23 protein-coding genes are annotated in these 21,395 nt (G+C 66.6%); 17 read left to right on the forward strand and 6 right to left on the reverse strand.

Annotation, left to right across the window (positions count from 1 at the left end):
- The first annotated feature begins 71 nt into the window (after positions 1-71).
- The gene (locus AC1M2K_RS07665) at positions 72-551 is read left to right on the forward strand and encodes a Pvc16 family protein (protein ID WP_480240507.1); all 480 of its coding nucleotides are present in this window, start codon (positions 72-74) and stop codon (positions 549-551) included.
- Between the two features lie 18 nt (positions 552-569).
- On the opposite strand, the gene AC1M2K_RS07670 is transcribed toward AC1M2K_RS07665, so the two are convergent.
- Positions 570-2,018: a SulP family inorganic anion transporter gene (locus AC1M2K_RS07670; protein ID WP_480240819.1), complete on the reverse strand. Its 1,449-nt coding sequence runs from the start codon at positions 2,016-2,018 to the stop codon at positions 570-572.
- 110 nt (positions 2,019-2,128) lie between these two features.
- Between AC1M2K_RS07670 and AC1M2K_RS07675 the strand changes: the two genes are divergently transcribed.
- From AC1M2K_RS07675 to AC1M2K_RS07705, 7 genes are all read left to right on the forward strand, one after another.
- Complete coding sequence (locus AC1M2K_RS07675) at positions 2,129-2,446, forward strand: hypothetical protein (RefSeq protein WP_480240508.1); 318 nt, start codon at positions 2,129-2,131, stop codon at positions 2,444-2,446.
- Between the two features lie 81 nt (positions 2,447-2,527).
- Complete coding sequence (locus AC1M2K_RS07680; protein ID WP_480240509.1) at positions 2,528-5,014, forward strand: helix-turn-helix transcriptional regulator; 2,487 nt, start codon at positions 2,528-2,530, stop codon at positions 5,012-5,014.
- 237 nt (positions 5,015-5,251) lie between these two features.
- Positions 5,252-6,694 carry a CCA tRNA nucleotidyltransferase gene (locus tag AC1M2K_RS07685; RefSeq protein WP_480240510.1) on the forward strand — a complete coding sequence of 481 codons (1,443 nt, stop codon included), beginning with the start codon at positions 5,252-5,254 and terminating at the stop codon, positions 6,692-6,694.
- 52 nt (positions 6,695-6,746) lie between these two features.
- Positions 6,747-7,967: a trans-sulfuration enzyme family protein gene (locus AC1M2K_RS07690; RefSeq protein WP_480240511.1), complete on the forward strand. Its 1,221-nt coding sequence runs from the start codon at positions 6,747-6,749 to the stop codon at positions 7,965-7,967.
- A 175-nt stretch (positions 7,968-8,142) separates the two neighbouring features.
- Complete coding sequence (locus AC1M2K_RS07695; protein ID WP_480238615.1) at positions 8,143-8,460, forward strand: hypothetical protein; 318 nt, start codon at positions 8,143-8,145, stop codon at positions 8,458-8,460.
- 130 nt (positions 8,461-8,590) lie between these two features.
- A complete protein-coding gene (locus AC1M2K_RS07700; RefSeq protein WP_480238614.1) occupies positions 8,591-8,842 on the forward strand; it encodes a hypothetical protein in 252 nt (83 codons plus the stop codon).
- A gap of 259 nt (positions 8,843-9,101) precedes the next feature.
- Positions 9,102-10,427 (forward strand): ABC transporter substrate-binding protein, encoded by a 1,326-nt coding sequence (locus tag AC1M2K_RS07705; RefSeq protein WP_480240512.1) that lies wholly within the window; start codon positions 9,102-9,104, stop codon positions 10,425-10,427.
- 87 nt (positions 10,428-10,514) lie between these two features.
- Here the strand turns inward: AC1M2K_RS07705 and AC1M2K_RS07710 are convergent, their stop codons facing one another.
- A complete protein-coding gene (locus tag AC1M2K_RS07710) occupies positions 10,515-11,477 on the reverse strand; it encodes a hypothetical protein (RefSeq protein WP_480240513.1) in 963 nt (320 codons plus the stop codon).
- A gap of 369 nt (positions 11,478-11,846) precedes the next feature.
- Between AC1M2K_RS07710 and rpsF the strand changes: the two genes are divergently transcribed.
- The 7 genes from rpsF to AC1M2K_RS07745 all read left to right on the forward strand — a co-directional run bounded on the left by rpsF (position 11,847) and on the right by AC1M2K_RS07745 (position 16,561).
- Positions 11,847-12,266, forward strand: coding sequence for a 30S ribosomal protein S6 (gene rpsF / locus AC1M2K_RS07715; protein WP_480238611.1), 420 nt, complete (start codon positions 11,847-11,849; stop codon positions 12,264-12,266).
- A gap of 5 nt (positions 12,267-12,271) precedes the next feature.
- Positions 12,272-12,799, forward strand: coding sequence for a single-stranded DNA-binding protein (locus AC1M2K_RS07720; RefSeq protein ID WP_480238610.1), 528 nt, complete (start codon positions 12,272-12,274; stop codon positions 12,797-12,799).
- A gap of 63 nt (positions 12,800-12,862) precedes the next feature.
- Positions 12,863-13,126 carry a 30S ribosomal protein S18 gene (rpsR, locus tag AC1M2K_RS07725; RefSeq protein ID WP_108392326.1) on the forward strand — a complete coding sequence of 88 codons (264 nt, stop codon included), beginning with the start codon at positions 12,863-12,865 and terminating at the stop codon, positions 13,124-13,126.
- 11 nt (positions 13,127-13,137) lie between these two features.
- Positions 13,138-13,590 (forward strand): 50S ribosomal protein L9, encoded by a 453-nt coding sequence (gene rplI / locus AC1M2K_RS07730; RefSeq protein ID WP_480240514.1) that lies wholly within the window; start codon positions 13,138-13,140, stop codon positions 13,588-13,590.
- Between the two features lie 514 nt (positions 13,591-14,104).
- Positions 14,105-15,487, forward strand: coding sequence for a replicative DNA helicase (dnaB, locus tag AC1M2K_RS07735; RefSeq protein ID WP_480238608.1), 1,383 nt, complete (start codon positions 14,105-14,107; stop codon positions 15,485-15,487).
- 160 nt (positions 15,488-15,647) lie between these two features.
- A complete protein-coding gene (locus AC1M2K_RS07740; protein WP_480240515.1) occupies positions 15,648-16,310 on the forward strand; it encodes a hypothetical protein in 663 nt (220 codons plus the stop codon).
- Positions 16,307-16,561 carry a hypothetical protein gene (locus AC1M2K_RS07745; RefSeq protein WP_480238606.1) on the forward strand — a complete coding sequence of 85 codons (255 nt, stop codon included), beginning with the start codon at positions 16,307-16,309 and terminating at the stop codon, positions 16,559-16,561. Before AC1M2K_RS07740 ends, AC1M2K_RS07745 begins: the two co-directional genes overlap by 4 nt.
- Before the next feature lie 59 nt (positions 16,562-16,620).
- Here the strand turns inward: AC1M2K_RS07745 and AC1M2K_RS07750 are convergent, their stop codons facing one another.
- The 3 genes from AC1M2K_RS07750 to AC1M2K_RS07760 form a co-directional block, all read right to left on the reverse strand.
- Entirely contained in the window at positions 16,621-16,812 is a 192-nt protein-coding gene (locus AC1M2K_RS07750) for a DUF1918 domain-containing protein (RefSeq protein ID WP_480238605.1), read from the reverse strand.
- 65 nt (positions 16,813-16,877) lie between these two features.
- Positions 16,878-18,260: an adenylosuccinate lyase gene (gene purB / locus AC1M2K_RS07755; protein WP_480240516.1), complete on the reverse strand. Its 1,383-nt coding sequence runs from the start codon at positions 18,258-18,260 to the stop codon at positions 16,878-16,880.
- Complete coding sequence (locus AC1M2K_RS07760; protein ID WP_480238603.1) at positions 18,257-18,784, reverse strand: low molecular weight protein-tyrosine-phosphatase; 528 nt, start codon at positions 18,782-18,784, stop codon at positions 18,257-18,259. The genes purB and AC1M2K_RS07760 overlap by 4 nt, the downstream gene beginning before the upstream one ends.
- Before the next feature lie 374 nt (positions 18,785-19,158).
- Here AC1M2K_RS07760 and AC1M2K_RS07765 point away from each other — a divergent pair, with 374 nt between their 5' ends.
- Both AC1M2K_RS07765 and AC1M2K_RS07770 read left to right on the forward strand, forming a co-directional pair.
- Positions 19,159-19,524, forward strand: a complete 366-nt coding sequence (locus AC1M2K_RS07765) for a hypothetical protein (RefSeq protein ID WP_480240517.1) — start codon at positions 19,159-19,161, stop codon at positions 19,522-19,524.
- On the forward strand, positions 19,482-20,960 hold the full coding sequence (locus AC1M2K_RS07770; RefSeq protein WP_480240518.1) for an alpha/beta fold hydrolase: 1,479 nt from the start codon (positions 19,482-19,484) through the stop codon (positions 20,958-20,960). Before AC1M2K_RS07765 ends, AC1M2K_RS07770 begins: the two co-directional genes overlap by 43 nt.
- Position 20,961: 1 nt before the next feature.
- Here AC1M2K_RS07770 and AC1M2K_RS07775 read toward each other — a convergent pair whose 3' ends face one another.
- Complete coding sequence (locus tag AC1M2K_RS07775) at positions 20,962-21,369, reverse strand: phage holin family protein (protein WP_480240519.1); 408 nt, start codon at positions 21,367-21,369, stop codon at positions 20,962-20,964.
- Positions 21,370-21,395 lie beyond the last annotated feature (26 nt).

Here is a 21,395-nt window from a genome sequence, read left to right on the forward strand (position 1 = left end):
CGGAGGGGCGGCGTTCGGAGTAGCGTCGGGACCACAGGCGGACAACGCCGCCACGGACATCGGAGTTCGCTATGCCGGCCCTTTCCTCATACGGTCAGGCGATCGCCTCGACCACTCTCGCCCTGCAGGACCTGCTTGCCGCGTCACCTGCCAAGCTCCAGGTGACCGCCCGCACACCGGATGCCGCGCGTGACGGGGTGTCGGGGGCATCCGTGAACCTGTTCCTCTACCGCGATGAGCTGACCGGGTACCGGGACGGACGGGAGCCACCCGGATCGAGCCACAACATCGCGGAACTGTTCTACCTGGTCAGCGCCAACGCGGGTGACACGTCGGACGCCGACGCCGTCAGCCATCGGGCGTACGGGACAGCGCGTGCCGTGGTGCAACAGCATCCGGTTCTGCTGGTGCCGCTGGGTGAGCAAACCGTCGACGTGCAGTTGCGCGGTCACTCCCTGAGTTTCGATCAGCTCACAGCCCTGTGGCCCGCCCTCGGAGCACCGCTCCGGCTGTCGTTCGGTGTGACAGCCACGTTCACGGTGAGCGGGTAAGCAGCCGACCGCAGGGGGCTACTCCAGCCGACCGGTCAGCCGGCGATGGAATGTGGTCGAACGTTCGTCGAGTCCCACGAATTCGACAGTCGCGCCGTGCGCGGCGTACTTCGACTCGACTGAATCGAGCACGGCGACGGTCGACGCGTCCCAGATCTGCGATGCGCTGAAGTCGACGGTCACCCGGGAGGGGTCGACCCCGTACGAGAACTGCTCGACGAGGTCGTTGCTCGAGCCGAAGAACAGCGGACCGGTCACCGTGTACCTGACAGAAGCTCCGTCGGCCGACGCGTCGCGATCCACATGGACCACGTGCGCCACGCGGCGCGCGAACAGCACCATGGCGAGGAGCACGCCCGCTGCGACGCCGACGGCGAGGTTGTGACTGACCACGACCACGAGAACCGTGGTGAGCATGACGATCGTCTCGGGGACGGGCATCCGTCTCAGGGTCGACGGTGCGACGCTGTGCCAGTTGACAGTGGTGATGGCGACGATCATCATGACGGCGGCCAGGGCGATCATCGGGATCTGTTCCATCAGGTCGCTGAGGACGGTGACGAGGATGAGCAGGAAGACGCCGGCCACGAAGGTGGAGATCCTCGTCCGCGCACGCCCGAGCTTCACGTTCACAACGGTCTGGCCGATCATGGCGCAGCCGGCGATACCGCCGTAGAACCCGGCGAGGATGTTGGCGAAGCCGAGCGCCCACGATTCGCGGCCCTTCGCCGACCTGGTGTCGGTGATGTCGTCGACGAGCTTCGCCGTGAGGAGGGTCTCCATGAGCCCGACGAATGCGACGCTGAGCGCGGTCGGCCAGATGATCTCCAGTGTCTCCAGGTTGAGCGGGACCAGCAGCGGGGTGATCCCTGGCAGTCCGCCCGCGATCTCACCCTCGTCGCCGACCGTCGGAACGTTGAGATGGGCGATCATCGTGATCGCCGTGACCACGACGATCGCGACGAGCGGCGCGGGGATCGCTGTGGTCAGCCGGGGCAGGACGAGCACGATGAGGATTGTCAGGGCGAACAACGGGTAGACGAGCCAGGGCACACCGAGCAGGTGGGGCACCTGCGCCGTGAAGATGAGGATGCCGAGGGCGTTGACGAAGCCGATCATGACCGACCGGGGGATGAACCGCATCAGCCGGGCAAGGCCGGTGACGCCGAACAGGATCTGGATGATCCCGGCGAGGAGCACTGCAGGCAGCAGGTATTCGACGCCCTGCTCCTTCACCAGCGGGGCGACCACGAGGGCGACGGCGCCGGCGGCAGCGGTGATCATGGCCGGACGGCCGCCGAGGATCGACATCGAAATCGCGAGGACGACGGATGCCACGAGGCTGACCTTGGGATCCACGCCGGCGATGACCGAGAACGAAATGACCTCGGGGATGAGTGCGAGGGTGGTGACGACGCCCGCGAGTACTTCGACACTGAACGCCCGGGGATTGCGCAGGGTCTGCATGACCGTCGGCGCGACTGGTGTGTCCGCGCGAGCGGAATCTGCTGGAGGGAACGGCACCGTGCCACTGTATGCGTTCGCGGCTCGCGTCGGGCCCGTCCTACGATTGCCGGATGCCTTCCTTCCGCGTGACCCTGACGATCGGCGCCCTGCGTCCAGGCGTGCAGCCGGAGGCGGTGCTGCCGTTCGCTGCCGACGCGACCGCGACACGGGCGGTCGTCGAGGCATCCGATCTCGCCGTCGTCCGCGGGGCCGCGCGCATCATCGTCCGGTTCACCGCTGACGATGCGGGGGTCGCCTGGCGGATCGGCCGCGACGTCGTCCGTGACGTCCGCCGGGTCGCCGAGCCTCTGGCCTGGACCGTGACGATGCGTGACGGCGGCCGCTGGTACCCGGTGCATCCGCCGGATGTCGACGACCGGACGGCGTGAACCGGGTCCCGTAACACCGGCTCGGCCTTCCCGTAATAGGGATAGCGGGATGCTTGCGCCCCTGCTTACCCTGAAGGTCAGATGCCAGCAACCCGACTGCCCCCGGATTCTGCTGCCGTTGCCCCGGGCCTGATCGGACGGGACAGGCAGCTCGCCGGTGTTGCCCGCACGGTGGCCAGGGTACGCACCGGGCGCGCTCAGTTCGTGCTGATCGAGGGGGAGTCCGGATTCGGCAAGACCGCGCTGCTCCGGGCAGTGGTGGACACCGTCCGGCAATGGCCGTTGCGCTCAGCCGTCGCAGACGAGAACGAAACCGAACTGCCGTACGGGGTACTCAACCAGCTGCTCGCCGACGTCGACGCGCCGGAAGACCTCGACCCGCTCCTTGCCGGCGGTGTCGCCGCTGATGTTCCGCCGATGGCGGCGGGAGCGGCCCTGCTCCAGCTGATCGATACGAGCGAGGGAGCGACGTGCGTCACCATCGACGATGCACAATGGATGGACCAGCGGTCGGCTGAGGCGCTCTGGTTCGCCGGCAGGCGCTCCTTCCGGGACCGCCTGCTCATTCTCATCACCGCACGGCCCGATGAGACTGCGTTCCTGGAACGGGTCAGGCACCTGGTCGCCGATGAGGAACGCGGCGTGCGGCTCCAGGTTGGCGGGCTCACGGTCGACCACGTGTCAGCGTTGATCCGGCGGCGCACCGGGTTGCCGGCGTCACGCCGTCTGGCCACCAGACTCGTCGCTGCGACGGACGGCAATGCCCTCCATATCCAGACCATCCTCAACCAGGCGCTCGCTGGTTCCGACCCGCTCGGCTCGCTCGACCGGTTGCTCTCCGGGACGCCCCCTGCGGCGCCCGGCTTTCGCGCGATCACCAGGGAAACCCTCAACGGGCTCAGCCCTGAGGCGCGCGCGGTGCTGGAGATCGTTGCCGTTCTCAACGACACGTCGACCATCACAGACGTGGCCGCGGTGGCCGCGAACTACGGTGGGCACCGACTCGACACCGCGAACATCGACGAAGCTCTCGCCACCGGGCTGATCTGTCTGGCCGGCGACGACACGCGGGTGAGGATGCCTCACCAGCGCGTGCGGGCGGTCATCGTCGGTGACCTGCCCCTGCAGGCGAAGCGCGAACTCAACGCAGCGGCGGCGCAGGTGATCGGAGGTCACAGGGGACTCGTCCACCGTGTCCACGCCGCGGCCGGGCCCGATGATGTACTTGCCCAGGAACTCGACGCAGCAGCAGCCCTCGCCTCCGCCGGTCACGAGGTGGAGCGTTCCTTCCGCTACGCGCGGTGGGCGGCATCCCTCAGCTCCCGACCCGCTGACACGGAGCGTCGCACCGTCGACGCCGGGATCTACGCGCTTTCCGCGCGACGCATCGGGCTCCTCGTCCAGGCGGTGAGTGATTTCGAGAACCTCAGCGCCGGCCCTGAACGCGAAGTCCTCCTCGGTAACGCCGCCCTCGCCGGTGCCGACCTCGTCGCCGCGCGCAAGCACCTCCTGCCTGCCGTCTCGGCCGGGCCGCCCGCCACCGCTCGGGCGCACACGATGCGTGCGTCGGCGAATGAGACCCTCGCGCAGCTCGCTCTCAACGAAGACGATTTCGACGGGTGTCTGCACTTCGCCGCCGCCGCACTGGATGACATCCGTGAGTTGCGGGCCGACCCCGCTCAGCTCGGCGAAGGCGCGACGCTCGACATCGGTGAGATCGAGGGCAACGCGGTGTGCTGGCGTGCGCTGGCCACCTGGCAGCCCGGTCGCGGAGCTGGCGGCGTGAAGCGGATCAACGCACTCATCAGCAGGGCGAGCGAGACCGGTCTGCTGGCTGAGCACGGCATCCTCTTTCTCACCCGCGGCTTCATCCGACGTCAGCAGCTGCGACTCGCCGAAGCCATCGCCGACCTCGAGGCCGGCATCGCGCTCACCGACCTGGGTCGCCCCGAGCTGGCGCCGTACGGCCGGATCGAGCTCGCCCTCGCCCTGTTCAGGAACGGTGAATGGGATGCCGCTGCGACCGCAGCCGCTGCAGCGGCCTCGCTGGCGGAAGACGTCCAGAACCCGTGGCTGCACTCGACGGGGTTCGCCATCGCCGCCGTTGTGCCTGCCGCGCGCGGTGACCGCGCGACGGCGGAGGCCTGGCTTGCCGAAGCGGAGGCAGGACCGGAGCCGCTCCGTTCCGGGTCCCTGCGACGGCTCGCGATGTTCGCGCGCGTCCTCGAAGCACGGGCCGCAGGCGACAAAGCCACGGTCATCACCCTCACCCGCAGGGCGATCGCCGAAGACCCGGAGAACTCGCAGATCGAACGGTCCTGGTGGATCGAGCTCTTCGAGGAGGCCCGCCGCCCGTCCAGCCCGGTGCGCAACGCCGATCCTCTCGCCGTGCTGAGCAGCAGGGAACGTGAAGTCGCCCACCTTGCGGCTCAGGGCATGACGAACCGGGAGGTCGCCCAGAAGCTGTTCGTCTCGGTGAAGGGCGTCGAGTATCACATGGGGAATGTGCTGGCGAAGCTCGGAATCGCCTCCAGGCGAGGCATTCGCTCGATGATCGAGGGGAACTAGGGAGTTCCCCTAGGTCGCATCCGCGTCCGCTCCCTCACACTGGACGGAGTGGATCATACGGTGCACTGTTCTTGCGGGGCAGCTTGAACAGAACAGCGCATGAGCTGCAAACCAACCTGTTCCCTACAGGAGGATTTTCCGGCACGCCGTTCTTCGACCGGTCGACACGGCGTGCCGGATGATCCATCTCCGACCCGGCCACGGGACCCTTCGGCGCGTCCCGCTACGATTGACCCCATGGTGAGCATGGCGGAGTCGTTGGTGCGCCTGTCGGAACTCGCCGCCTCCCCGGTCGTCTCGAAGGTGGCATCCGCGTTCGCCGACGCCGGCTTCGAACTGTCACTGGTCGGCGGTCCTGTCCGTGACGCAATGCTCGGCCGTGTCGTGAGCGACCTCGACTTCACGACAGACGCGTCACCCGACGAGATCCTCAGGGTCATCACCCCGATCTCCGACGTCCAATGGGACATCGGGCGCGAGTTCGGCACCATCGGTGCCCGCGTCGACGCCGGTTCCGTCTCCGAAACCGTCGAGATCACCACGTACCGCGCTGACGCCTACGACGGTGTCACCCGCAAACCGGTCGTCGCATTCGGGGACAGCCTCGAAGGCGACCTCAAACGGCGCGACTTCACCGTCAACGCGATGGCGCTGCGCATCCCCGAGGTGCGCCTCATCGACCCGTGCGGTGGCGTCGAGGATCTCATCGCCCACACCCTGCGGACGCCGAGCACCCCCGAGGTGAGCTTCGGCGACGACCCGCTGCGGATGATGCGTGCCGCCCGATTCGCCAGCCAGCTCGGCTTCGTCGTCGACGCCGAGACGCAGGATGCGATGGCCGCCATGTCCGACAGCATCCGGATCGTCTCGGTCGAGCGGATGCAGGTCGAGCTGTCGAAGCTCCTCTGCACCGACGAGCCGCGCACGGGGATCGAACTCCTTGTCGAGTCCGGCCTCGCCGAGATTGTGATGCCCGAGATTCCTGCCCTGCGCCTGGAGATCGACGAGCACCACCACCACAAGGATGTCTACCAGCACTCCCTCACCGTGCTCGAACAGGCGATCGGCTACGAGAAATCGCGTCACCCGGGCGAAGACCCCGACCTCACCCTGCGCCTTGCAGCGCTCATGCACGACATCGGCAAGCCGGCTACCCGGCGCCTCGAACCCGGGGGAGCGGTCAGCTTCTACCACCACGACATGGTGGGGTCGAAGCTCGCGAAGAAGCGCCTCACGGCGCTCAGGTACGACAACGACACGATCAAGGATGTCTCCCGGCTGATCGAACTGCACCTGCGGTTCTTCGGCTACACGGACGGCGCGTGGAGCGATTCGGCGGTTCGGCGATACGTCCGCGACGCCGGTCACCTGCTCGAACGCCTCCACATGCTCACCCGCGCTGACGTCACCACCCGGAACCGCCGCAAGGCCGACCGGCTCGGGTTCGCCTACGACGACCTCGAGAACCGGATCGCCGAACTGCGCGAGCAGGAGGAGATGGATGCCGTGCGTCCTGACCTGGACGGCAACGCCATCCAGCGGATCCTTGGGATCCCGCCGAGCCGCGAGGTCGGCCTCGCCTACAACTGGCTGCTCGAACTGCGACTCGACGAAGGCCCGCTCGGCGAAGAAGAGGCCGAGCGCCGCCTGCGCGCCTGGTGGGCCGAACAGGGCACGTAAGTCCCGTCGTCACAGGGCCGATCGGGCCCCGCGGGGGCAATAGCCTGAGATCATGACGAACTCGAAGCGCCCGGACAAGCACGACCCGTCGACCCTGGGTTTCCCCAGCCAGGCGGTGCACGCCGGCAATGTGATCGACGCGGGTTCCGGGGCGATCCGTACGCCCATCGTCATGGCGAACTCGTACGAGCTGCCCGAGGATGCTTCCACCATCAGCTGGTCGGGAACCGACGTCCCGCTGTACACCCGTAACTCCGGCGCCAACCAGCTCGGGTTGCAGGCCAAGCTCGCGGCGCTCGACCACGGCGAGGACGCGGTCGCCCTCGCCAGCGGGGTCGCCGCGCTGCACGCCGTGTTCTTCACCTTCCTGAAGTCCGGTGACCACGTCGTCGTCGGGGATGTCACCTACGAGGCCATCTACCGTCTGTTCTCCGAACTCCTCCCCGAGAAGTACGGCGTCACCGCCACGTTCGTCGACGCGGCGGACCCGGATGCCGTGCGCGCGGCGATCCGGCCGGAGACCGCGCTCGTGCACGTCGAGGTCATCGGGAACCCGACGACCAAGATCACCGACATCGCCGCGGTCGCGGCCATCGCTCACGAGGCCGGCGCACTGCTCAGCGTCGACTCCACCTTCACGCCTCCGCCGCTGTTCCGACCGCTCGACCACGGCGCCGACCTCGTCGTCCACTCGCTGACGAAGTACATCAACGGTCATGGTGACGCGATGGGCGGGGCCGTCATCGGTCGACGCGAGCTCATCCAGCCGATCAAGTCGGATGCCATGGTCGACGTCGGAGGCGTCATCTCTCCGTTCAACGCGTGGCTGATCATGCGCGGGTCAGTGACCCTTCCGTTGCGGCTGGCCCAGCACCAGGCATCCGCCCAGAAAGTCGCGGAGTTCCTCGACGCCGACCCGCGGGTGGTATTCGTCGCCTACCCGGGGCTGCCCGGGCACCCGCAGCACGAATCGGCGTCCCGCCAGTTCGACGGCAGGGGATTCGGCGGCATGCTCGCCTTCGCCGTCGACGGCGACGCGGCCACCCAGGACAGGTTCGTCTCCGCTCTTCGTGTCATCACGTCAGCCGTGTCGCTCGGCCACGACGAATCTCTTATCGTGCATGTGGCAGGCGGGGCGGATGCCGGTCCGAGGGTCGCCTTCTACCCGGAGGAGTTCCGCACCTGGGGGCACCTGCGTTTCTCTGTCGGGCTCGAGGACACCGACGACATCCTGGCCGATCTCTCGGCGGCCCTCGACGCCACGTTCGGCTGAGTATCGGGCAGCCGTCCGACGAGTGGCGAGCAGGGATCGAGCTCATGACGAACGCGTTAAATTCTCACGTCTTCGAGTCAACCCCCTGACGCAAAAACGTTTTTGACCCTAGTTTGGGTGTCTGGGGAGCCACGTCGCCGTGGTGGAAGCACAGAGAAACAGGGGCACCACGACCATGAAGACATCCGATCGTCGTACGAAGCAGCTTGACGCCACCTGGAACGTGCACGTGCACTTCGAATCAGGCAAGGTCGACACGGATGTCGAGGTCTCCCTCGACCACCTCAAGAACGATGTGGAGCGCGTCGTGGTCAACGGTCGCCAGATCGGTTACGTGCACCACGTGACTCCGGTCTGGGTCGCCCTCAGCGGCCCCGACCTCGCGCGTGCCGTCGAAGTGTCACAGAAGCTGACCCTCGACCAGAGCATCCGTGACCTTCTCGACACGGTCCCGATCGAGGTCATCGACCCCAGCTTGGCGCAACGCGCCTGACAGGCAGTCATGGTCGGCGGATACCGGGGGCACGGCATCCGCCGATCAGGGCTCAGTTCGCCTACCCCCGAAACGCCGGGAATCGCAAGGGCCTTGAAGCCCGGATGCTGCGCGGCGTAACGTCGCCGACATGACGAACCACACGAACGACGGCGACACGGACTACACGACGACCGGCGACCCGATCGACTCGCCCCAGCACATCGCCGAAGAAGAGCGAATGCATGCGACGACCGGGGTGCCATTGACGGGCGAGGACGACGTCGAGGGCGCCGCCGACTTCACGACCCCAGGCAACCCGATCACCTCGGCCCAGCACGAGGCGGAGGAAGAGATCCCGCACGCGACACCGGGCAACAACTCCGCCATCTCCGAAGACTGAGCCGCGAGGCCGAGGCCCGCATGCTCCGGCATGCCCGCATCCCGCGCGGCCAGCTGCCACTGTCGGCCATTCTGCGCAGAGCTGAAACAGCTGCTCATCAGCGCAGCAACTGCTAGCCTCCAATCGCAGCGCAACGGCACCCGAACCCGTGGCGCAGCTGCAAACCCTACTGGCGCGTCCCGCTCCTTCTGGTGTTCCTCACGATCCAGAAGCCGTGACGTATGCGAATCCACGGATTCACGCAGAGAGAAAGTCCCGAATGGCTCAGCGACTCACCACGATCGCGACGATCGTCGCGGCATCCGCCCTGCTCCTGTCCGGCTGCTCAGCAGCGGGCGCCGACTCGGGGTCGACAACGACGACCGTCAGCTTCCGGCTGTGGGATGAAACGGTCGCGGCTGCCTACGAGGACTCCTTCGAGGAATTCGAGGACCAGAACCCCGACATCGAGGTCGAGGTCAACGTCGTCGACTGGGCCGATTACTGGACGAAGCTGCGCACCGACGTCGCCGGAAAGACCATGGACGACGTGTTCTGGGTCAACAACTCCTACTTCGGCGCCTATGCGGACTCGGGCAACCTGGTCGACATCGATGCGGTGTTCGGCGAGGAGGCCAGGTCAGGGTGGGAGGAGAGCGTCGTGAAGCAGTTCACTCGCGACGGGACCCTCTGGGGTGTTCCGCAGTTGTACGACGCCGGGATCGCCGTCTACTACAACGCCGACCTGCTCGAGGCCGCGGGCATCGATCCGGCCGAGCTCGACGATCTCGTCTGGTCACCGGACGAGACCGAGGACACCTACCTGCCCGTCGCCAGGCAGCTGACGCTCGATGCCGCCGGCGTCTCGGCCGCGGCATCCGGCTTCGACGGGAAGCCCGTGCAGTACGGGACGAACCTCGCTTACGACCTCCAGGCGATCCTGCTGCCCTTCATCGGGTCGAACGGCGGCGCGTATCAGGACGGCGAGGAGTTCGCGTTCTCCGACCCGAAGACCGTGGAGGCGGTCGAATACCTCGTCAACGGCATCAACACGGCGAAGGTCGCTCCCGCGGCAGCCGAGACCAGTGCCGACGGCGACCTCAGCCGTGATGCGTTCCTGAACGGGTCGATGGCCCTGTTCCAGTCCGGTCTGTACAACCTCAAGAACGTCGAGGACGGCGCCGATTTCGACTGGGGCGTCGCGTCCATGCCTGCCGGCCCCGAAGGCCGCGTCTCGGTGACCAATGGTGTCGTCGTGGCCGGCAACGCGGCATCCGACAAGCAGGATGCGATCAGCAAGGTGCTCACCTGGCTCGGCTCGGAAGAGGGCAACAGCTACCTCGGCGCGGAAGGTGCGGCAGTGCCTGCCCTCCAATCCGCGCAGAAGTCCTACTTCGACTACTGGAAGAAGAACGACGTCGACGTGAAGCCGTTCTTCGACGTGGTCGACGACAAGACGTCCATCCCTGCGCCGGCCGGCCCCAGCTTTGACAAGGGCTTTGCCGAGTTCGACCCCATCTTCCAGCAGATCTTCGCAGGCAAGGTTGACCCCGCGGAGGGGCTCCAGCAGGCCGAGGACGCGGCGAACCGGGCGATCGCCGGCTAGCTTGCCCGGCACCCGGGCACCTACTCACCCGTTCCGGACCTACTCACCGGGTACGCGGGGTGAGTGCGTCCGGCACGGGTGAGTACGTCAGCAGCGCGGCAGGCCGGCGTCGAGCAGGATCCTCGTGAGACGTGGTGCGCGAAGCGCGTCGTCCCAGAGCCACCGAACCATTCCGTTGCCGGTCGCCCGCATCAGGTCTTCGCGCTTCTTCTCTGCCCACACGAGTTCGTCGATCGAGCGACCGCGGGTGTATTCGCCCCGGGTGTACTTGGCGAAGCCGTCGAACTCCCCGAGCAATCGGAACCGGGGCCACGCGAAGTCGGCATGCCAGACCCTGCCGTTCCTGTCGATGACGGGGAACTGCAGGATCGGGCGCGGGAACCGGCAGAGGTGCATCTGAACCCGGCTGACGGACTCTCCGGGCGAATCCGCGAGCGGTGATGAGAATGCGACCGCCTGGCGTGCCCGGCTTGTGCCCGGTGCCCGGCCCAACTCGTCGAGGCGTTCCAGGAGGAGAGCGCGCAGAGTCTCGGCGGCATCCTCGTGGTTCTCCTCAGATACCGCGAGAGCGAGCCCGGCATCGAGAGTTGTCACGGCGGACGTGAACGTCGAGCTCCGCGCCAGATCCAGCATGGTGCGGACGCGACTTGTGACGAGGACCCCGTCGATCTCGACCACATCGCTTTCGGGCAGCGGAGCGGTATGCCAGATGATGCCGTTGGCTGAGTTGCGTCTTCGGCCGTCGGCGGCGAATACGTGTACGTCCTTCCGCGGGCCGATCGTCGGCAGATTCCAGAGGGCGGCCGCCGATTCGTGGCTGAATACGGCATCGTCTCTTCGGGTGTCCAGCACCGCCCGCATCCGCGTCAGGTATTGATCGCCGGATGGGAGGTCGGCCCATACCGATGTCGGCACGTACACGCCGCGGCGAATGATTGTCATCGTCCCCGCGGCATGCTCGCGCCTGAGCGACCGGCCGTCTGCCCCCACCAGCGATTGTGAACGGGAAAGGCGCACCGCTTCGTGGTCACGCAGGGGGTCGATGCTCATGCCGTCCAGCGTTGCCGAGAGGAGGCATCCGTGACCGATGGCGTGGGTGATCGGTGGAACGCGCAGGCAGTCCCCCTGCCTGTGGAGGGCTAGCGGTGGCGGGCCCCGCGGGCACCTACTCACCCGTTCCGGACCTGCTCACCAGGTACGCGGGGGAGTGCGTCCGGAACGTGTGAGCAGACGCCGCGGGGCGGATGCCGCCGGCCGCGGTAGCGAGGAGCGGCGCGCATCCGGTAAGCTACTCAGGTTGCCCGTATGCGAACACTCTGTTCCCGTCCGGTGCAACGATGCTAGAACCCTCCTGCTGCAGATCGTCTGCAGCCGTTCGAGTCCGAAGGAGGTGGGTTAGTGACGCATCAGTATGAACTCATGGTTATCCTCGACCCCGAGATTGACGAGCGCACCGTTGCTCCCAGTCTCGACAAGTTCCTCAATGTCATCCGCAACGATGGTGGAACCATCGACAAGGTTGACATCTGGGGCCGTCGTCGCCTGGCTTATGAAATCAACAAGAAGACCGAAGGCATCTACGCCGTCGTCGACTTCACCGCAACGAGCGCTGCCACGCAGGAGCTCGACCGTCAGCTGAAGCTGTCCGAAGCCGTCATGCGCACCAAGGTGCTGCGGGCCGAAGAAGCCATCGCTCTCGTCGAGTCCGAAGGCAAGCGCGCCGAGGAGAAGGCCGCCCGCAAGGCAGCTGCCACCAAGGCCAAGGTAGACGCCAAGCCCGCAGCGGCAGAAGCGAAGGCTGTTGCCGACGCCAAGCCCGCCGCCGAGCAGGACGCTTAGTCCCGATGGCCGGCGAGACCGTCATCACCGTGGTGGGCAACCTCACGTCAGACCCCGAACTGCGTTACACGCAGAACGGACTGGCGGTTGCCAACTTCACCATCGCATCCACCCCGCGTAACTACGACCGTGCGTCGAGCGAGTGGAAAGATGGCGAAGCACTGTTCCTGCGCGCGAGCGTTTGGCGTGAATTCGCCGAGCATGTCGCCGGATCGCTCACCAAGGGTAGCCGTGTCATCGCTACCGGGCGTCTGAAGCAGCGTTCGTACGAAACGAAGGAAGGCGAGAAGCGCACCTCGATCGAACTCGAAGTTGACGAGATCGGTCCCTCGCTTCGCTACGCCACCGCACAGGTCACCCGTGCGCAGTCCTCGGGTGGAGGCGGCGGCCGCGGCCCCGCAGCCGTCCAGGACGAGCCATGGGCTGCCAGCGCTCCGACGGCCCCTCCGGCCGGCGGCGCAATGGCGTCAGGTTCAGGATCCGGCGACAGCTGGAACACGCCTGGCTCCTACGGCGACGACACCCCCTTCTAAACACTTCTCCGCTGAGGCGGGGGCTTCGGCTCCCGCTCCGGCAATACACCTAAGGAAACCAATATGGCTGGAAAGTCTAGCGGCGCAAGCCGCAAGCCTGCCCGCGGTGGCAAGGGCGGCAAGCCGCTCGCTCCCGCGAAGGCAATCCGCGTTGGGGTCATCGATTACAAGGATGTCCCCACCCTCCGCAAGTTCATCTCCGAGCGTGGAAAGATCCGCGCGCGTCGCATCACCGGCGTCTCGGTCCAGGAGCAGCGCCTGATCGCCCGTGCCGTCAAGAACGCACGCGAGATGGCCCTTCTTCCCTACGCCGGCTCCGGCAGGTAAGGAATACCGACATGGCAAAACTCATCCTCACCCACGAGGTCACCGGCCTCGGTACTCCTGGTGACATCATCGAGGTCAAGAACGGTTACGCACGTAACTACCTGATCCCGCAGGGCTTCGGCATTGCGTGGAGCCGCGGCGCTGAGAAGCAGGTCGAGCAGATCAAGGCCGCGCGTGTTGCGCGCGAGCTTGCAACGCTCGAGGACGCTCAGGCACTCAAGGCAGCTCTCGAGAGCACCAAGGTCAAGCTCGCCGTCAAGGCAGGCGCTGAAGGCCGTCTCTTCGGTTCGGTCAAGACCGTGCACGTGGCGGATGCCGTCGCTGCAGCCGGTCTCGGACAGATCGACAAGCGCAAGATCGAGATCTCCGCACCGATCAAGTCGGTCGGCCAGCACGAGGCGACCGTTCGTCTCCGCGAGGACCTCAGCGCAGTCATCACCCTCCAGGTGGTCGCTGCCAAGTAGGCACGATTCTCATACTGTGGCGACGGGCTCCGGCTCGTCGCCACAGGTGTTTAAGCCGTCGGATTCCGGCCGCGAAAACGTGAGGAAAGATACACCCGTTTTCGCGATTCTTATACCCCCCGAAGCACTTGAGTCAAGCTTTTTGTACACAGGTATGACCCGGATGGCGAAACGTTCAACACAGAGTCTAGACAGTTTTGTACCCACAGGCCTCCGACCGGTAATTTCCTGATCAATGATGTTTTCTGCGACGAGAATTCTTTTTTCTCCACAGGTTTGCCCACAGGTTGTGCACACAGCACCCGGCGTTTCACGCAATCTACTCACAGAGTTATCCACAGGGGCATTTGTGCGGGGGATGCCGCGCTCGTAGTGTGAGGCAGCGCAGGTTTCCACCGGGGTGCGCAAGGCCTGATTCCCCCACCGTGTCGGTGGTTGGTGATGGTCTGGATTCTGAGCATGAGGGCCATGCGTCAGCCGGTCGAGCCGGCGAAAGTCGCTGAAGGAGAAATGCGTGTCGATCGCCCATCTCGGTCTGTCCGAACAGTCACCGTCCGGTGAAAACCGGGGCGAGTACCGGGCCGAGCGCACTCCGCCACACGACATGCTCGCCGAGCAGTCCGCCCTCGGGGGCATGCTCCTCTCCAAGGATGCCGTCGCCGACGTCGTCGAGTCGGTTCGCGGCGTCGACTTCTACATCCCCAAGCACGAGATCATCTTCGACGCAATCCTGTCGTTGTATTCCCACGGCGAGCCGACCGACGTCATCGCCGTCACCGACGAACTGATCAAGACCGGCGAGCTCTCCCGCGCCGGCGGTGCCGACTACCTGCACACGCTCACCAGCCTTGTTCCGACGGCGGCCAATGCCGGCTTCTACGCGTCGATCGTCGCCGAGCGCGCCCTGCTCCGCCGACTCGTCGAAGCAGGAACCCGGATCGTCCAGATGGGTTACGCCGGCGAAGGCGAGGTCCTCGACCTCGTGAACACGGCCCAGGCGGAGATCTACGGCGTTACCGGGTCGACGACGGCCGAAGACTACGTTCCACTCAACGAAGCCGTCGGTACGGCCTTCGAAGAGATCGAGGCGGCGAACGGCACCGACGGCAAGATGGTCGGTACGCCGACGGGATTCGCGGAACTGGACGACCTCACCAACGGTTTCCATGGCGGTCAGCTCATCATCGTCGCCGCCCGCCCCGCGCTCGGTAAGTCCACTCTCGCGCTCGACTTCGCCCGCGCGGCTTCCATCGGCAACAACGAGCCATCGATCTTCTTCTCCCTGGAAATGGGCCGAAGCGAGATCGCCATGCGCCTGCTCTCCGCCGAGGCATCCGTTCCGCTGCAGAGCATGCGCAAGGGAACCGTCGACCAGAGGGACTGGAACAAGCTCGCCGCTGTGCGCGGACGCATCAACGACGCCCCGCTCTACATCGACGACAGCCCCAACATGACCCTCGTCGAGATCCGCGCCAAGTGCCGTCGGCTCAAGCAACGGGTCGGCCTCAAGCTCGTCGTCATCGACTACCTCCAGCTGATGACCTCAGGCAAGCGCGTCGAGAGCCGCCAGCAGGAAGTCTCGGAGTTCTCCCGTGCTCTCAAGCTGCTCGCCAAAGAGCTCAAGGTTCCCGTCATCGCCCTGTCGCAGCTGAACCGTGGACCGGAGCAGCGCGCAGACAAGATGCCTGCGATCAGCGACCTCCGCGAATCCGGTTCGCTCGAGCAGGACGCCGACATGGTCATCCTGCTCCACCGCGAGAGCGCATACGAGAAAGACAACCCGCGTGCGGGTGAGGCCGACCTCATCGTGGCCAAGCACCGTAACGGTCCGACCCGCACGGTGACCGTCGCCTTCCACGGGCACTACTCGCGCTTTGCGGACCTGGCGCCTGCGTAGGGATCTCGACACGCTCGCGGAGCGAGCTGCCCGATCAGCCCGCGGATGTCGACGTTGCAGCACCGAGGCAATGGAGCGATGCTCAGGGGCGGAGTCGCCCGAGTTCTACGGGACGTAGACTAGACAGGTCCTGACGCACACAACGAAAGAGGCGCAACCCGTGGCCACCCCCGTCGCTGCCGCTCCCGGCGGCGCTGTGAATTCGCGCTCGCGGTACTGGCTCGTTCCCGTTGCCCGCGCCGCCGTTGCTGCCGTTGCCGCCGTCGTCATCACCTTCTCCGGCGACCACTCACCCTGGCTCGGGCTCTCCGTCTTCGGCGGGTTCGCCGTCCTGACCGCGCTGGTCGAGGTCGTCCTCGGGTACGGTCCGCTGGCATCCGACCGGGTCGCACGCCGGATCCTCGTCGCGCAGGCCGTCGTCACAGTTCTGGCCGGAGCCGTCGCGCTTGCGCTCGCAGCGACCTCAGGGCTGCCGGCGTTCTACGCCATCGTGATCGTCTGGGCGCTCCTCACAGGAGCGCTCGAGCTGTACAGCGGTTTCCGCCTGCGCGGCCGCTCGCCGCTCGCCAGGGACTGGATGACCATCGGCGGGCTCACCCTGCTCCTCGCCGTCGCCTTCCTGCTCGTCCCGCCCGGGCTCGACCAGCAGTTCACCGGGCCTGACGGTGTCGACCGCAGCCTCACAGCATCCGTCGTCACCGTCGGGATCTTCGGCGCCTACGCCGCCATCGTCGCCGTCCTGCTCGTCATCGGCGGGTTCTCGCTGAAGTGGGGCACCGATGAGCGCGGCCGCGTGACGGCTGAAACGGAGTCGCAGTCATGACCCAGCCCCGTCCTGAGCAGCCGAGCCGGCGCGACATCCTCAAGCCGATCGAACTGCTCCTCTTCGCAGCGGTCGCCGGAATCTTCACCGGCCTGATCGTGCTCATGTCGACCCGTGACATCGTGTTCGCGCTCATCGGCTTCGGCGTCGCGTTCATCGTCACCCTCGTCGGCATCGCGATGTTCGCTCTCTCGGTCAAGCCGGGCGACCTCGAGAAGAAAGACATCGACGAGCAGAACTCCGGGCACTGAGCCGCAGGAGTCACGGAGCCGAAGGAGCCAGGCGGGCGGCAGGAGTCGCCGTGCCGCGCTCAGCCCGCGGTGGCGTGCTCGATGACGCAGTCGGGACCCGGGTAGACCAGGCTCTCGTGGCCGTCGTCGAAGCGCACGTAGTAGGGCGGTTCGCCCTCGTTTCCACGCACCTCGAGGATCAGGCCGTGCCGGTCGGGTGCGCCGACGGTCTGGCCACGGATGATGATGCGTTCCCCAGCCGTTGTTCTCATGATGGCCTCCCGATCACAGGGTACGCCGCAGGTCGCGGGGCTGGAAGGCCCCGCGACACCGTCGATCAGGGCAGGTAGTTCACCAGGTCGTCGGACAGCCCGACGTACCCGGCAGGAGTGAGCGCGAGGAGTCGCTGCTTCGCCTCGTCGCCGATGTCGAGACCGGAGACGAACGCGACAAGGTCGTCGCGCCCGATCCGCTTGCCGCGCGTGAGTTCCTTGAGCATCGCGTACGGGTCGGAGATCTGAGAACGGCCGGCGACGACCTCGGCACGGATGACGGTCTGGATCGCCTCGCCGAGGATCTCCCAGTTGCTGTCGAGGTCGGATGCCAGTGCGTCGCGGTCCAGGTCGATCTCGCCCAGTCCGCGGGCCAGGTTGTCGAGGGCGAGCAGCGAGTGGCCGAACCCGACACCGATGTTGCGCTGGGTGGTGGAGTCGGTGAGGTCGCGCTGGAGGCGGGAGGTGACCAGGGTGGCCGCAAGGGAGTCGAGCACGGCGCTGGAGAGCTCGAGGTTCGCCTCGGCGTTCTCGAACCGGATCGGGTTGATCTTGTGCGGCATCGTCGACGATCCCGTCGCGCCCGCCTGCGGGATCTGACGGAAGTAGCCCATCGAGATGTAGGTCCAGACGTCCGTGGCGAGGTTGTGCAGCACCCGGTTGGCGTGGGACACCCGGTTGTACAGCTCCGCCTGCCAGTCGTGCGATTCGATCTGGGTGGTCAGCGGGTTCCAGGTCAGGCCGAGCGACTCGACGAACTCACGGGAGATCGCGGTCCAGTCGGCGGACGGGTCGGCGACGACGTGAGCGGCGAACGTGCCTGTCGCGCCGGAGAACTTGCCGAGGACCTCTGTGCCGTGCACCTGGTGGGCGATGCGTTCCAGCCGCCACGCGACGACCGCGAGCTCGCGCCCCATGGTGGTCGGGGTGGCCGGCTGTCCGTGGGTGCGCGCCAGCATGGCATCCGTCCGGTGCTCGATCGCGAGGCCGCGGAGGATGTCGATGACGCTGCGCAGCTTCGGCAGCCACACCTGCTGCACGGCGGCAGACACCGTCAGTGCGTACGACAGGTTGTTGATGTCTTCACTGGTGCAGGCGAAGTGGGTCAGCTCGGCGATCGAGTCGAGGCCGAGGGATGCCAGCCGGTCGCGTACGAGGTATTCGACGGCTTTCACATCGTGGCGGGTGACCGCCTCCTTCTCGGCGAGCCAGTCGATGTCGGCCTGGCCGAAGTCGAGGTAGAGCGCGCGAAGCGACTCGGTCTGCTCGGCGGTCAGCGGTGAGGATCCGAACATCCGGTGGGAGGTGAGGTAGAGAAGCCATTCCACCTCGACCTGCACACGTGCCCGGTTCAGTCCCGCCTCGCTGAGGTACTCGCCGAGAGAGCTGACGGCGGCCTGGTAACGGCCGTCTAGCGGGCTGAGTGGCTGGGCGGGTAGTGCTGTCATCGAATGGCTCCCTGTCGAATTGCCGGTTCGAGCTGCCGAAAGAGTTGGCGGCTCGCCCTCTCAATCATGCCCAATACTCGGTCAAACATCTCATCGCCCGCGTAGTAGGGGTCGGGAACATCGGTCATATGGCTCTGCTGCTGATCGAAACTGAGGAGAAGGGCCACCTTGCCCCTGTCCGTTTCGGTGGGCGCCCACGCCTTCAGGATGCGGTCGTGACCGCTGTCGAGAGCGACGATCAGGTCGAGTCTGTCGAACCATTCCGGGTTGAACTGTTTCGCCCGGTGATGGGCGCCGTCGTAGCCGCTGCGGGCCAGAGCGGTGAGCGTCCTGGAGTCCGCCTGCTCGCCGACATGCCAGTCACCCGTGCCTGCTGACAGGGTTTCGACATACTGCGTAAGGCCTGCCTGCCGCACCATGCTCTGGAACACAACCTCTGCCATCGGGGATCTGCAGATGTTGCCTGCGCACACGAAGCACACGCGGAAGGGCTGGACCTCGGTAGGGACCGGGTCGGAAATCATCCCCCCATTCTGTACTGCACACCGGCCCTCTGCTGCCCCCCATTAACGCCGTATTTCGGACCGGTGCGATCCGCGTCCCTCGGACTGGGGCGTGACATCCCTGGCCGCAGGGCTAGGCTCGCTGGCATCAGGGTGAGAGGGCGCCTGACCGGCGAACCTGGTGGCCGCGCAACTCTGCCCGAATGCGAGAATCGCATGTCTCATCACCCGCCCGCCGCGAGCCTGGACGTGTCGCCCTCGCGCCCTCCACACCGGTCTCCGGTGTCGCGCATGCCCACAGAATCGGGACAGCACGGTCGACGACGCGAGCGGGACGCAACCATGGAACCGCGCCGCAACCGCGACGGCATCCGACTCTCCGGGGAGAAGGAGCGATGAACGACCCAACGTCCACGGCCATGGCCGGCATCACCCTGAGCGACGTGTCACGAGCCAGGGCGCTCGACCTGCTCGATGAGCAGCGCCGCCGGATCCTCGAACTCTCAGACGCGGTCGTCGACGGCCAGAGACAGCTGCAGAGGTCCATCACGTCGCTCTCGTGGCGGTCGCCGTCGCGCTTCGAATTCGACGTCCGGGTGAGCGACCTCCTCGGCGGATTCGCCAGGAGCGCCGGTTCGTTGCGGGCGGCGCTCGCTGAGTGCGATCGCGCCCGCGACCTGCTGCGAGCCGACACCACGGTGGAACGGCGCGGTGGCGGGTGGGAGAAAGAATTCTCGGGCAGACCGGCGGACCGGCGATGACCGTCGGGCTCGACACGATCGACGTCATCGATGTGTCGTCCGGATCGATCACGAGCGTCGAAACGGACGAACTGTTCCTCGCTGCCGCGACTCTCTCCGCCCTCGCCGCCGGTGCCAGGGACTGGGCGCACCAGGCGGCCATGGCTCGGTGCATCACGCAGTGGTCAGGAGACGCTGCACCGTTCGGCTTCGCCGAGTCCGATCTGACCCGTTCGTCCGCGGTTCTGCAGGACACCGCGTCCGACGCGGAAGGCCTGGCGTGGCTCGTCGAATCTGCTGCCACCTCCTACGCCGCGGGGGAGGAGCGCAATGCGGATGTCTCCAGTCTGCTGTTCGCCCTCGGCGCGTTCCTCGCCGGCGGCGTTGCGCACAACCTCGTTCTCGGAGCCGCCCTTCCGCTCGCACCGTCGGCGCTGCTCACAGCGCTCGTGGCGCAGCACACAGACGGCCGCCGCGTCGCCGCTGTGCTCGGCGAGCCGCTGGCCGCTGCACTCGTCGACCATGGCGGGCTGGTCGCGGATCCCGCCTTCGTGAGCCTCGTTCGCACCATCGTGTCTTCGGCAGACGAGTTCGCGCTCGGTGCTGCAGGTGTCGCACCTCCGCTCGCACACCTACTCGGCGACAGGGGCGCGGGTGTCGTCGGGCTGGGAAGCATGGCCGGTGCCTTGCTGATCCTGTCCGGCCGCAACGCCTACATCGCGAAGCCCGTGACCGTCAGCCCATCTGCTCCGACCGCCGTTGCCCCTCCCGTCTCGCTCGCCGACGCCGCGGCGCGGATCCCGCCGAGCGGTCCAGGCAGGCCGCAGGTCAGGATCGAGCGCTTCGACGGCCAGGCCGGCCAGGCGTCGTACGCCGTGTACATCGCGGGCACGAGCGCCATCGCCGACGGCAGCCCTGAACCTTTCGACATGGCCAGCAACCTCGCCGGCATCGCGGGCGACGACGCGGCCGCCTATTCCGCGACCATCGACGCCATGGACGAAGCGGGCATCCGCCCCGGCGATCAGGTCTCTTTCGTCGGGCATTCGCAGGGCGGGCTGGTGGCTGCGCGGATCGCCGCATCCGGCGCCTACGACACCGACGCGCTCGTCACGTTCGGCGCACCGACCGGGCAGATCCCCGTGCCGGGCGGCGTGGAGCACCTCGCTGTCGAGCACGCCGAAGACATCACCCCTGCGCTGGGCGGCGAACCGCTGAGTGGCGCTGGTGGCAGGGACCGGGTGGTCGTCTCCCGTGCCCTCTTCGGCGGCGCGCCTTCGCCAGACGCTTCTCCGATCGCCGCACACCACATGTCGCGTTACGCAGAGACGGCTGCGCTCGTCGACGCATCCGACGATCCACGGCTCGAGCCGGTACGGGATGCCCTCGCCCGGCTGGGCGCCGGCGCGTCGGTCGGTTCCGCGACGCTCTACCGCGCGGAGCGGGACAGCAGCTGACTCAGCGCCGGTTCCTGCGGTCCTTCATCTGGGGCCGCAGCACAAGCGCGAGGATCCAGTTGATGATGCTGATCACCAGTGCGCCGAGCACGGCCCACCAGAAGCCGTCGGTCTGCAGCCCGAAGCCGAAGAAGGACATGATCCACTCGACCAGGAGCAGAAGCAGTCCGTTCACGATGAACGAGATCAGGCCGAGGGTGAGGATGTAGAGCGGGAACGCGACGATACGGATCAGGGTCCCGACCACACCGTTGACGATCGCGAAGACCAGGCCGATCAGCAGGTAGGTCAGAACGGAGGCGAGGACGTCGTCCGCTGTGTACGGAGTCACGTGCACCCCGGCGACGATGAAGGTGGTCAGCCAGATGGCGACGGCGTTGATGATCACACGGAGAAGAAACCTGAGCATCGCACAATGATGGCAGTCCTTTCGCC

The sequence above is a fragment of the Mycetocola sp. Y171 genome (genome assembly GCF_056713165.1).

Bases quoted from the DNA above. Each gene is read 5' to 3' on its own strand.
- AC1M2K_RS07665 (WP_480240507.1), top strand. From the start codon at position 72: ATGCCGGCCCTTTCCTCATACGGTCAGGCGATCGCCTCGACCACTCTC.
- AC1M2K_RS07670 (WP_480240819.1), bottom strand. From the start codon at position 2,018: ATGCAGACCCTGCGCAATCCCCGGGCGTTCAGTGTCGAAGTACTCGCG.
- AC1M2K_RS07675 (WP_480240508.1), top strand. From the start codon at position 2,129: ATGCCTTCCTTCCGCGTGACCCTGACGATCGGCGCCCTGCGTCCAGGC.
- AC1M2K_RS07680 (WP_480240509.1), top strand. From the start codon at position 2,528: ATGCCAGCAACCCGACTGCCCCCGGATTCTGCTGCCGTTGCCCCGGGC.
- AC1M2K_RS07685 (WP_480240510.1), top strand. From the start codon at position 5,252: ATGGTGAGCATGGCGGAGTCGTTGGTGCGCCTGTCGGAACTCGCCGCC.
- AC1M2K_RS07690 (WP_480240511.1), top strand. From the start codon at position 6,747: ATGACGAACTCGAAGCGCCCGGACAAGCACGACCCGTCGACCCTGGGT.
- AC1M2K_RS07695 (WP_480238615.1), top strand. From the start codon at position 8,143: ATGAAGACATCCGATCGTCGTACGAAGCAGCTTGACGCCACCTGGAAC.
- AC1M2K_RS07700 (WP_480238614.1), top strand. From the start codon at position 8,591: ATGACGAACCACACGAACGACGGCGACACGGACTACACGACGACCGGC.
- AC1M2K_RS07705 (WP_480240512.1), top strand. From the start codon at position 9,102: ATGGCTCAGCGACTCACCACGATCGCGACGATCGTCGCGGCATCCGCC.
- AC1M2K_RS07710 (WP_480240513.1), bottom strand. From the start codon at position 11,477: ATGAGCATCGACCCCCTGCGTGACCACGAAGCGGTGCGCCTTTCCCGT.
- rpsF (WP_480238611.1), top strand. From the start codon at position 11,847: ATGGTTATCCTCGACCCCGAGATTGACGAGCGCACCGTTGCTCCCAGT.
- AC1M2K_RS07720 (WP_480238610.1), top strand. From the start codon at position 12,272: ATGGCCGGCGAGACCGTCATCACCGTGGTGGGCAACCTCACGTCAGAC.
- rpsR (WP_108392326.1), top strand. From the start codon at position 12,863: ATGGCTGGAAAGTCTAGCGGCGCAAGCCGCAAGCCTGCCCGCGGTGGC.
- rplI (WP_480240514.1), top strand. From the start codon at position 13,138: ATGGCAAAACTCATCCTCACCCACGAGGTCACCGGCCTCGGTACTCCT.
- AC1M2K_RS07745 (WP_480238606.1), top strand. From the start codon at position 16,307: ATGACCCAGCCCCGTCCTGAGCAGCCGAGCCGGCGCGACATCCTCAAG.
- AC1M2K_RS07750 (WP_480238605.1), bottom strand. From the start codon at position 16,812: ATGAGAACAACGGCTGGGGAACGCATCATCATCCGTGGCCAGACCGTC.
- purB (WP_480240516.1), bottom strand. From the start codon at position 18,260: ATGACAGCACTACCCGCCCAGCCACTCAGCCCGCTAGACGGCCGTTAC.
- AC1M2K_RS07760 (WP_480238603.1), bottom strand. From the start codon at position 18,784: ATGATTTCCGACCCGGTCCCTACCGAGGTCCAGCCCTTCCGCGTGTGC.
- AC1M2K_RS07765 (WP_480240517.1), top strand. From the start codon at position 19,159: ATGAACGACCCAACGTCCACGGCCATGGCCGGCATCACCCTGAGCGAC.
- AC1M2K_RS07775 (WP_480240519.1), bottom strand. From the start codon at position 21,369: ATGCTCAGGTTTCTTCTCCGTGTGATCATCAACGCCGTCGCCATCTGG.